The sequence below is a fragment of the Frigidibacter sp. RF13 genome (assembly GCF_026626305.1).
In the GTDB taxonomy this organism is placed as follows: Bacteria; Pseudomonadota; Alphaproteobacteria; order Rhodobacterales; family Rhodobacteraceae; genus TMP-24.
Genome location: NZ_JAPNUE010000010.1, coordinates 91,280 through 101,319 on the forward strand (window position 1 = coordinate 91,280; position 10,040 = coordinate 101,319).

At 62.6% G+C, this 10,040-nt stretch carries 8 protein-coding genes and 1 tRNA gene; 5 read left to right on the forward strand and 4 right to left on the reverse strand.

Going from position 1 to position 10,040, the window contains the following annotated elements; all coding sequences use genetic code 11:
* Window position 1 precedes the first annotated feature (1 nt).
* Both OU426_RS15835 and OU426_RS15840 read right to left on the reverse strand, forming a co-directional pair.
* Window positions 2–1,162 (reverse strand): D-alanyl-D-alanine carboxypeptidase family protein, encoded by a 1,161-nt coding sequence (locus OU426_RS15835; RefSeq protein ID WP_267635043.1) that lies wholly within the window; start codon window positions 1,160–1,162, stop codon window positions 2–4.
* A gap of 13 nt (window positions 1,163–1,175) precedes the next feature.
* The gene (locus OU426_RS15840; RefSeq protein WP_267635044.1) at window positions 1,176–2,180 is read right to left on the reverse strand and encodes an SPOR domain-containing protein; all 1,005 of its coding nucleotides are present in this window, start codon (window positions 2,178–2,180) and stop codon (window positions 1,176–1,178) included.
* A gap of 309 nt (window positions 2,181–2,489) precedes the next feature.
* Between OU426_RS15840 and OU426_RS15845 the strand changes: the two genes are divergently transcribed.
* The 4 genes from OU426_RS15845 to OU426_RS15860 all read left to right on the forward strand — a co-directional run bounded on the left by OU426_RS15845 (window position 2,490) and on the right by OU426_RS15860 (window position 7,465).
* A tRNA-Ser gene (locus tag OU426_RS15845) sits at window positions 2,490–2,577 on the forward strand.
* 551 nt (window positions 2,578–3,128) lie between these two features.
* Entirely contained in the window at window positions 3,129–4,151 is a 1,023-nt protein-coding gene (locus tag OU426_RS15850; protein ID WP_267635046.1) for an ABC transporter substrate-binding protein, read from the forward strand.
* Between the two features lie 5 nt (window positions 4,152–4,156).
* Window positions 4,157–6,367 carry an ABC transporter permease gene (locus OU426_RS15855; RefSeq protein WP_267635047.1) on the forward strand — a complete coding sequence of 737 codons (2,211 nt, stop codon included), beginning with the start codon at window positions 4,157–4,159 and terminating at the stop codon, window positions 6,365–6,367.
* Window positions 6,368–7,465: an ABC transporter ATP-binding protein gene (locus OU426_RS15860; protein ID WP_267635048.1), complete on the forward strand. Its 1,098-nt coding sequence runs from the start codon at window positions 6,368–6,370 to the stop codon at window positions 7,463–7,465.
* Here the strand turns inward: OU426_RS15860 and OU426_RS15865 are convergent.
* Window positions 7,453–8,244, reverse strand: a complete 792-nt coding sequence (locus OU426_RS15865; RefSeq protein ID WP_267635049.1) for an inositol monophosphatase family protein — start codon at window positions 8,242–8,244, stop codon at window positions 7,453–7,455. The genes OU426_RS15860 and OU426_RS15865 overlap by 13 nt on opposite strands.
* A gap of 64 nt (window positions 8,245–8,308) precedes the next feature.
* Here OU426_RS15865 and OU426_RS15870 point away from each other — a divergent pair, with 64 nt between their 5' ends.
* Window positions 8,309–8,968 (forward strand): HAD family hydrolase, encoded by a 660-nt coding sequence (locus tag OU426_RS15870; protein ID WP_267635050.1) that lies wholly within the window; start codon window positions 8,309–8,311, stop codon window positions 8,966–8,968.
* Window positions 8,969–9,283: 315 nt separating this feature from the next.
* On the opposite strand, the gene OU426_RS15875 is transcribed toward OU426_RS15870, so the two are convergent.
* Window positions 9,284–9,961, reverse strand: a complete 678-nt coding sequence (locus OU426_RS15875; RefSeq protein ID WP_267635051.1) for a hypothetical protein — start codon at window positions 9,959–9,961, stop codon at window positions 9,284–9,286.
* Window positions 9,962–10,040 lie beyond the last annotated feature (79 nt).

The following is a 10,040-nucleotide window of genomic DNA, read 5'->3' on the forward strand; positions in this document are numbered from 1 at the left end:
CTCAGCTGCCGATCTGTGCGATCAGCCGGCCGGCCATGATATCGAACGCGGTAGACAGCCGGGTCATGAACCCGCCCGCGCCCACGTCGCTTTCCGCGACCAGCGGCACGGTGACCGGGTTGTGACCCGGAATTTCGATCACCAGATCGGCAAGCTTCGTTCCCGCCGCAACGGGCGCGCGGATCGGCCCGGAATAACGTACCTCGCCCTTGAGACTACCCTGCGCGAGCGAGGGCAGAAGCAGGGTCAGATCCTTTTCGACCACAAGGCCGACCGTCTTCGCCGACCCGACCCAGACCGGCGCATCGGTGATCTTCTGGCCCTGTTTGGCTACGGTCTTTTGCTTGAACTCCCGAAAGGCCCAGTCGACGACGCGCTGGGCCTCCTCTGCGCGTTCTTTCTCGCTCGTAAGGCCGGAGATGACGAAAACCACCCGCCGCCCGTCCTTCACCGCCGATCCGACAAGGCCATAGCCTGCCTCGGAGGTATGGCCGGTCTTCAGCCCGTCTGCGCCGATCCCCATCTTCAAGAGCGGATTGCGGTTGAAACGGTTGTCGGGCGAGCGGCCGTCATAAGGGAACTCGGTGATTGCAAAATAATGGTAGTAGTCGGGGAATTCGGTGATGAGCCGCACGGCGAGGCGACCGAGGTCATTCATGCTCATCAGATGGTTGGGATCGGGCCAGCCGGAGGCATTGGCGAAATGGCTGTCGTTCAGCCCCAGCGCCTTGGCGCGTTCGTTCATCTTGGCGGCAAAGTCGGCCTCGGTCCCGGCCAGTCCTTCGGCGACCACGACGCAGGCGTCGTTGCCCGACAGAACGACAATGCCCTTGATCAGCTCCTCGACCGTCGGCTTGTCCCTTTCGTTCAGGAACATGGTCGAGCCTTCCATCGCCTTCGCATGCGAGGAAACAGCGAACCGTTCATCCAGCGTCACCCTGCCGTCCTTCAACGCCTCAAACAGCATGTTGATGGTCATCAGCTTCGACATCGACGCGGGCGGCATCGGCGTATGGGCGTTCTTTTCCAGAAGCACCGTGCCGGTCGTCAGGTCATAGATCCAGGCGGCGCGGGCGCGCGTCTCGAACGCCAGCGCTGGCAGTGCGCTGGCAGCAAGAAGGACCGCCCCGATCAGCCAGCCGAATGGAGTGGTCTTGCGCATGCTTCGTCCTTCCTTACTTCGACACGGCATAGGCGTCGGGGTAGCCAAGCGACTTGACCTTGGCGACCATCGCGTCGCGCTCGGCCTGGGTCGCAGCGGGACCGATCAGCACACGCCACAGCGTCTTGTCCTGGCTCTTCTCTGGCTTCACCTGTGCCGCAAGGCCGGCCTTCTGCATCTGCGCAGCGGCCTTCTTGGCATTCTCCTCGGTGCTGAAGATGCCGATCTGCAGATAGGGCCTCGACAGAGCGCCCGCCGGCTGGGCCGGGATCGCCGAAAGCGGCGCGCCAGGGTCGGGCGCAGCGGTAGCAGGAGCGGGCGCAGCGGCAGGCGCAGCAGCACTCTTCTTCAACGCCTTGTCGATCGCCTCCGCCGCTGTCTTGGCCACAGGATCGAGTTTCTTCTGTTCGATCGCAGCAGGTGCGGTGGCCGCAGCGGCCGCGCTTGCGTCCGGCTTCGGCGGCGCCTTGGTGCCCGCGACCTTCGCGGCGGGTTCCGTCGGCGGCGGGGGAGGCGCGGGCGGCGGCGGGGGAGGCGCAACCTCGACCCGCTTCAGCGCCACAACCTGCAGGGTCGTCGGCTGCCCGGCAAGAATACCAAGCGCTTCGGCCGCGTCGGACGACATCTGGAGGCTCGGCCCGGGGTTCGACACTTCGCGACGGAAAAGCGCCCCGGTCACCGACTTGCCGGTCGCCGGATTGCGGATCACCACGCGCTCGGGATCCTTCACATCAGCATGGGCGACCCAGATACCGCCGAGCGAAGGGCGCCCGTCCCAGAGCGCCTTGTCGGTCTTCGAGAAAATCTCGGGCGCCTCGACATCGCGCTGACCGCCCGCAGCGACGGTTCCGGCTGCGGCATTGCCAGGCACCTCGGTCGCAACCGCCCCGCCATCCTCGCCTGCCAGATCGCCGATCACCGGTTCGGCCGGTTTGCTGCCGCCCTTGAACTGACAGCCAGCCATCGCCAGCACCAATAGAACGACCGGCGCAAGCCGGCTCCATTGCAGTTCGCTCATTCTGTCCCCTTCGCGCATCCTGCCCATGCGACCCTTACGGCTGGTCCGTAACCCTAAGGTTGCCCGCCTGCCTCTTGCCCGATCAATCGCGCCTGTTCCCGCGCCTTCGCGCGCGACTGTATCGCAGCATGCAGCGCAAGGAAAGCCATCCAGACTTCACCGAAACGCGACCGGCGGGTTTTCGCGGCGCGTCAGATTGCACCATACGCGCCTGTCCGATCACAGCCGGACTTGTGATTGGCGTGCCGAGCGGCTAGGTCTGCCACCGCCCGCCTGATCTGAAGCATGCGCGGACAGGGCGGCATCGACGGATGGGTGGCCGAGTGGTTTAAGGCACCGGTCTTGAAAACCGGCGAACCGAAAGGTTCCGTGGGTTCGAATCCCACCCCATCCGCCACTTGCCCCCGCGAATTCGTTCTCCCGATCCGGCCGCGGCCGGATTTTCTTGCGATTTCAAAGGGGTTAGTGGGACAAGCTGAACACTAACACGTTGGCCGTTGACCCAAAATGCGCTCTCTCGGCCGGATAATCTCTGGACCTGATGACTGCGCCGATCTAGTGAATTCTTTGCAACACCCTGTAATAAAATAACTTTCCGGATGGTTGGCCTGAACACTTCGACCGGGGTCGCGTTCGGTAAGATGGAACCGAAATCAAACCTTCGCCGGTCGCCCGACGTAGTAAAGTACGAGGATTTCCGCAGCGCAGCGCTTTGCCAAGAACGACGCGAAGGGCCGGATTGCACACCTTCTACTTGGGCAGAGCAGTCGTTCACCCGTCTGCCACGGGCAGAAAAGTATCCTGTCCTGCGCTCAGCGTGAGGCCCCACGCGTCTTGGACCGAAAATGGATTGTTACAATCGAAGTAATCGGTCTAGGATCGAAAGACTAACAAAGACGCCCGCAAGAGGCGACACACAAAACGACTTAACGTTCAGGGAGGAACATCATGACAAAAAGCGCTCTGGCTGGGGTTGTTCTGGCATCCACCACTGCACTTTTCGGCACGGCCGCTCTGGCCGATCTGAACCTTTACTGCTCAGCGCAGGAAGAATGGTGCCAGATCATGGAGAAGAGTTTCGAAGAAGCCACCGGGATCGACGTTGCGATGACCCGCAAATCCAGCGGCGAAACTTTTGCGCAAGTGCAGGCCGAAGCCAGCAATCCCAAGGGCGATATCTGGTGGGGCGGCACGGGCGACCCGCATCTGCAGGCCGCCGAAGAGGACCTGACCGAACCCTACGTCAGCCCGATGCGCGATCAATTGCACCCTTGGGCCATCGCTCAGGCCACCAGCGCGGGTGACAAGACCATCGGCATCTATTCCGGTGCGCTTGGCTTTGGCTACAACACCGACATGCTGGCCAAAGCGGGCCTGCCCGCCCCCGCCTGCTGGGAAGACCTGACCAAGCCGGAATACAAGGGCATGGTGCAGATGGCGAACCCAAATTCTTCGGGCACGGCTTATACGACGCTGGCCTCGATGGTGCAGTTGTTCGGCGAGGATGGCGGCTTTGACTACATGAAGCGGCTGCATGCCAACATAAACCAATACACCAAGTCTGGCTCTGCTCCGATCAAGGCGGCGGGGGCGGGCGAAACGCTGATCGGCATCGTGTTCATGCATGACGCAGTGGCGCAGACCGTTGCGGGCTTTCCCGTCGCGACCGTCGCCCCCTGCGAGGGCACAGGCTATGAGATTGGGTCGATGTCGATCATCAAGGGCGCGCGCAACATGGACGAAGCCAAGAAGTTCTACGACTGGGCGCTAAGCGTCGAGGCGCAGGATCTGGCCCTGCAGGTCAACGCGTTTCAGGTGATGTCGAACGTGGGGGCTGCAAAATCGGACAAGGCCCCCGACATGGCCGCGATCAAGCTGATCGACTATGACTTCAAGAAATACGGCTCCAGTGACGAACGCAAACGCCTGCTGTCCAAGTGGGATTCGGATGTGTCGACGCTGCCTCAGTAAGGCCATTGCGTACTGTCAGCCTTGAGCGGACAACCCATCCGGTGCTGATCTTCTGGATCTTTGCCGGGTGGGTCGGCTTTTGCCTGCTGCCCTGGTATGGCGTCGAGAAATTCTATTCCTTTGAATGGCTTGTTGATGGCTGGCCGTTCGACGCAGACTATGCCCCCGCCGCCGTTCTGGTGGCGATGGGGCAAAAGTTGTGGCTTGCGCCAATGGCACTTGCGCTGGTGGCGCCTTTGCTGGTGCTGGGGCGGCGCAAGACGGACTCGATCTATGCCCGCGTGCTGATTGCGGCGGGGGCCTTTGGCTTTGCCTGGCTGGTGGCGCAGGGGTTGGGGATCGGGTTGCGCGGGTTGAACGCCGACTGGCTGACCGCGCTGTTCGGCCCGCTGGACGACAGGCAATTCGGCATGGGCTATGGGGCGTTGATCACCGCCTCGGCCTTTCTGTTTCTCCTGACCCAAGGGATTGCGGCCCGCGGGGCGGTGAACGGCGATGTCTTTGTGACGGCCGCCATTGGCGGCGTGATCGCGGTGGTCTCGATCTTTGTGTTCTTTCCCATCGCCAAGATGCTGCTGGCGGCCTTTGCCACCGACGACGGTGGCTATTCGGTGCTGGGCTTTTTTCCAAAATTCCTTGACAGCCGTATCTGGGGTCTTGGCTGCCTTCGGGGCGCGCAATGCGGGGCTGCGTGGAATTCGCTGGTGCTGGCAGTGCTGGTGGGGGTACTGACCACGCTGCTGGGGCTGGCCTTTGCGCTGGTGCTGACGCGGTCGGGCTTTCGCTACAAGCGGATGCTCAGGGCGCTGACCGTGCTGCCCATCATCACGCCGCCCTTTGTGATCGGGCTGGCGATTATCTTGCTTTTCGGCCTGTCAGGCACGGTGACCACCTCGGTCGCTGCCCTGTTGGGGCTGGAGCCGGCCCGCTGGGTCTATGGCCTGACCGGCATCCTAATTGCACAACTGCTGGCCTTTACGCCGATTGCGTTTCTGGTGCTGATCGGGGTGGTCGAAGGCGTGTCGCCCAGCATGGAGGAGGCGGCGCAAACACTGCGTGCCAATCGCTGGCAGACCTTTCGCACCGTCAGCTGGCCGCTGATGCGGCCCGGTCTGGCCAATGCCTTTCTGCTGGGTTTCATCGAAAGCATGGCAGATTTCGGCAACCCGCTGGTCTTGGGCGGCAATTTCGACGTGCTGTCGACCGAGATCTTCTTTGCCATCGTCGGTGCGCAATATGACCAAAGCCGCGCGGCCATTCTAGCTGTGGTTCTGCTGGGCTTTACCCTTGGCGCGTTCTATCTGCAGCGGTTCTGGTTGGGAAAGAGAAATTATACCACCGTCACCGGCAAGGGTGACAGCGGCGTGCATCCGGCGATGCCCGCCGGGCTGGCCATCCCGGTCTATGCCGTGGTTGCGCTGTGGTCAGGCTTTACGCTGGTCGTCTATGGGATGATCCTTTACGGCTCAGTCGTGCAGCTTTGGGGCGTCGATGACACGCTGACCTTCAAGCATTATGTGACCGCCTTCAGCCTGAGCTGGGGCGACAACGGATTACGCTGGACCGGATCGGCCTGGGACAGTTTCTGGACCACCATGCTGATTGCCAGCCTTGCCGCCCCGCTGACCGCAGCCGTGGGCCTGATCACCGCCTATCTGCTGACGCGGCAGACCTTTGCCGGCAAGCGGGCGTTCGAGTTCGGAACGATGTTGTCTTTCGCCATTCCCGGAACGGTGATCGGTGTGGCCTATATCCTGGCCTTCAACGTGCCGCCGATCGAAATCACCGGCACCGGGCTGATCCTTGTCATCAGCTTCATATTCCGCAACATGCCGGTGGGCGTGCGCGCCGGCATCGCCTCGATGAGCCAGCTGGATAAGTCGCTGGACGAATCGTCCCTGACCCTTGGCGCAAATTCGTGGCAGACCTTCCGAGCCGTGATCCTGCCCCTACTGCGCCCGGCCATTCTGGCCGCGCTGGTCTACAGTTTCGTGCGCGCGATGACGGCGATTTCGGCGGTGATCTTTCTGGTATCCGCCCGCTATGACATGGCGACCAGCTACATAATCGGCCGGGTCGAGAACAACGACTACGGACTGGCCATCGCCTATTCCACCGCACTGATCTTTGTGATGCTGGCCGCCGTGGGGTTGCTGCAACTGCTGGTCGGGCGCACGCAGATCGGTCGGCGCACCAGCCATGGAGAGGGCCACTGAATGACAGCCATCAACGCCAAGGCCGCCTCGGTCCGGTTTGAGAATGTGTCCAAGGTCTACGGCGGCAAGGTCAAGGCCGTGGACAGCATCAACCTTGACGTGGCCGCCGGAAAACTGGTCACGCTGCTAGGCCCGTCGGGCTGCGGCAAGACCACCACCTTGCGGATGATCGCGGGGCTGGAAATGGCCACCTCGGGGCGGATTCTGATTGGCGACAAGGATGTGACCAAGCTACCCGCCACCGACCGCGACGTGTCGATGGTGTTTCAAAGCTATGCCCTGTTTCCCCATATGACGGTGATGGAAAACGTCAGCTACGGGCTGAAGTTTTCCGGCTTTGACAAGGCCGAGACGCGGGAAAAGGCGCTTGCCGGCCTTGGGCTGGTGGGCCTGACCGGCTATGGCGACCGGCTGCCGTCAGAACTGTCGGGCGGCCAGCAGCAGCGGGTGGCCGTGGCCCGCGCGCTGGTGTTGGAACCGCAGGTGCTGCTGTTCGATGAGCCGCTGTCGAACCTTGACGCCAAACTGCGCCGTCAGGTGCGTGAGGAAATCCGCGAAATCCAGCAGAACCTTGGTCTGACCGTGGTTTATGTCACCCACGATCAGGAAGAGGCGCTGGCCGTGTCAGACGAAATCGTCGTCATGCGCAACGCGGCCATCGCCCAGAAAGGCACCCCGCGCGACTTGTATGAGGCCCCGGCCGACGCGTTTGTCGCTGACTTCATCGGCGAGGCCAACCTGATCCCGATCGAGATCACCGCACTGGACGGCGACACCGCAACCGTGCGCATCGCCGACTATACCCATCGCCTGCCCTCTCGGGGGCTGCCCAAGGGCGCGGCGAAACTGGCTGTGCGTCCGTCACGGCTGCGGCTGGTGGCGGGCGGGACCGCTGGTGGCACGCAAGACGGCGTCGCGGCCGTGATCGACAAGGCCACCTATGTTGGCAGCCGGATGGAATACACGGTGACCGCAGCCTTTGGCACGGTCTTTGCCGTGCTGGATGATGTGGTCACGCCGTTCCGGGTGGGCGACGCGGTGACCATCTCGTTCGCGACCTCCGGCCCGGTGCTGATCCCCGCAGGTCAGACGTCATAGGCTGCCTTGGCCAGCGCCGATACCGCGTCATATACCCCCGCTCCGGCGACAACGACCCGCCCGCCACGGACAATAGCCTCATCTGCGTCAACCGGCTCTACCCGCCCCCCTGCCTCGGCCACGATCAGATGACCGGCAAGAAAGTCCCAGGCGTTCATATGCTCTTCGACATAGCCCAGAATACGCCCCGACGCGACATAAGCCAGCGACAGCCCGCCCGATCCATTGCGCCAGAACACCGTGCCCTCATCGCAGCACCGGCTGACCAGCTGCTTGATCCCTTTGATATGCGTCCGCCCGGAAAACCCCACGCCCAACGACCCTTCGCGCAAAGAGGCCTTGGCCGAACAGTGGATCGCCCGGTCGTTGCAAAAGGCACCGCCACCCGCAATGGCATGGTGCATCTCGTCATGCACCGGGTCATGCACCACGCCGATCACCGTCTGCCCGCGATAGACGCAAGCGATGATCACGCACCATTGCGGGATGCCGTTGACAAAGTTCGTCGTGCCGTCGATCGGGTCGATTACCCAAGTATAGCCGCTGCTGCCGGGGGTCGGCGCGCCCTCTTCGCCAACGATCCCGTCGCCCGGAAATGCCCGCGCCAGTTCGGCGCGCACCGCCAGTTCGACACTGCGGTCCGCTTCCGAAACGAAATCCTGATGCCCTTTGACGTCGATGGTCAACTGATCCCACTTCCGGAAATAGTCCAGCGCCAGCGCGCCCGCAGTGGCGGCGATCTGGCGGGCGGCGGTGTATCGGGCGGCAAGATCGGTCATGTCATGTCCCTTGTGCGGTCAGGCCGAAGCCTAGCAGCACACCGCAGCGAAGGGAAATGAGCCCGTGATCGCGACCCGCTACAAAGCTGCGATCTTTGATCTGGACGGCACACTGGTTCACAGCGAACCCGCATGGGAGGCGGCCAAACGTCAGGTGCTTGACCGCCTTGGGGTCAGAGTTCCGCAGTCCACCTACGACGCCTTCGTCGGCCGTGGCGTCCGCGGCTTTCTGACCGAAGTGCTGGGCTCCAATCTGACCGACCAGCACCGGACCGAACTGGCAAACGAGATCGGGGCGGCGGCGGACATCCTGTTGCCCCTCATGCGCCAGCCCATTCCCGGGGCCGCGCAATCGATAAGCCGTCTGGCCGACGCTGGCCTGCGCATCGCGATCTGCTCGTCCTCGCCCCGCCGCCATATCCTTGCAGCGCTGGCGCAGCTGGGCCTTGCAGACCGAATATCCGCCATCGTGTCGGGCGCGGAGTTGCCGCGCGGCAAGCCCGACCCGCTGCCCTATCGCGAAACCCTGCGTCTCCTCGACCTTGGCCCGGCCGAGGCCTTTGCCGTTGAGGACGCTTTGCCGGGGGCGATGTCGGCCCACGCGGCGGGTCTGACCGTGATCGGGATTGGCCCGCAAAGCGCGAAGCCCGGCTTTTTGGAGTATTGTAACCTGCGAGCGTCAGATTATTCGGGCTTTGACCGGACCATGTTTGCCTCACCCTAGCCGGATGCGCCAGGTTTTGCCTCTGCTGATGACTGCGCGGGCGCATCCGGAACCAGCAGGGATGTGGGCATCAACGACGTCCACCAAGACAATGTTAACGACCGGCTCCTCATCGATCATTGACTGCATCGTAGAGATACCGCCGGCCGCTGGAACAGCCGCTTTCGAGGCCCGAATCCGCCCAGCGCCAATGACCGGTATGGGCCGTCCTCACCCGCTAGGGCTTGGAGGACGCGCCCATGGCTGCCGCAGCGCGGTGATCGGCCGGTGTGAGCCCAGGTCGGTCAACACTCTCCAATTTGATTGAACTACCAATCAGGCGGTGAATGCGATTGCCGTGCCGAAGGCCCGCTCAGGCGGCAAAACCAAGCGGTCACCGACTTCGACGAGTCCACATTTTCTCAGGGGCTCCAATGAAGCGCAGGCGATCGACAACCCGGCGAGGTGAGCGCCGCCATGTGGGTGCGGCGGAACAACGCCAAACGCGTTCTGGAACGCGAGATCAGTGGCCAGCGTGATCGTGCCGGTGTCCGTATCGAAGTGAACTGTTTCCCGGCTCTTCCGTCCCGTTAAACCTGTGAAAGTTGCGAAGTGGCCGACCAGATCGAGCGCGCCAGGTCCCGCAACCCACACCTCTCGGACCGACAAAGCGGTGTTTGCATGGTCAAGATACTGCGGCTGCTCGTAGTAGTCAGGCGTGAAATGCTGGCACACGAAATGACCAAGCCAAGGTGCCGCCGGCGAATGCGTCAATGCCAACACGAAGCCGACCCTCGTTTCCGTGCCGTCTGGGAGTTCTGCCATGCGCGAAAACTCTAACGGGAGGTAAGTGGGAAAACCACTCTCTTGCCAAGCGAGTCGGTCTGCGACGGCATCTTTCGAGCCGAGAACGACCATCGAGAACCCCTCGTGGCGTGCAAGATAATCTCGGTTGAAGGCGGAAAACGAAAAGCTGTCGACGCCATGTTCAATAACGTCTTCAGGCCGGGTCAATGCTAGGGTCAGGACCCATTGATCTGCTTGAGGCTGCCGCTGCTGCGTGATTCAAGGCCCCGAACTGACGGGGGTGATG

Bases quoted from the DNA above. Each gene is read 5' to 3' on its own strand.
- OU426_RS15835 (WP_267635043.1), bottom strand. From the start codon at position 1,162: ATGCGCAAGACCACTCCATTCGGCTGGCTGATCGGGGCGGTCCTTCTT.
- OU426_RS15840 (WP_267635044.1), bottom strand. From the start codon at position 2,180: ATGAGCGAACTGCAATGGAGCCGGCTTGCGCCGGTCGTTCTATTGGTG.
- OU426_RS15850 (WP_267635046.1), top strand. From the start codon at position 3,129: ATGACAAAAAGCGCTCTGGCTGGGGTTGTTCTGGCATCCACCACTGCA.
- OU426_RS15860 (WP_267635048.1), top strand. From the start codon at position 6,368: ATGACAGCCATCAACGCCAAGGCCGCCTCGGTCCGGTTTGAGAATGTG.
- OU426_RS15865 (WP_267635049.1), bottom strand. From the start codon at position 8,244: ATGACCGATCTTGCCGCCCGATACACCGCCGCCCGCCAGATCGCCGCC.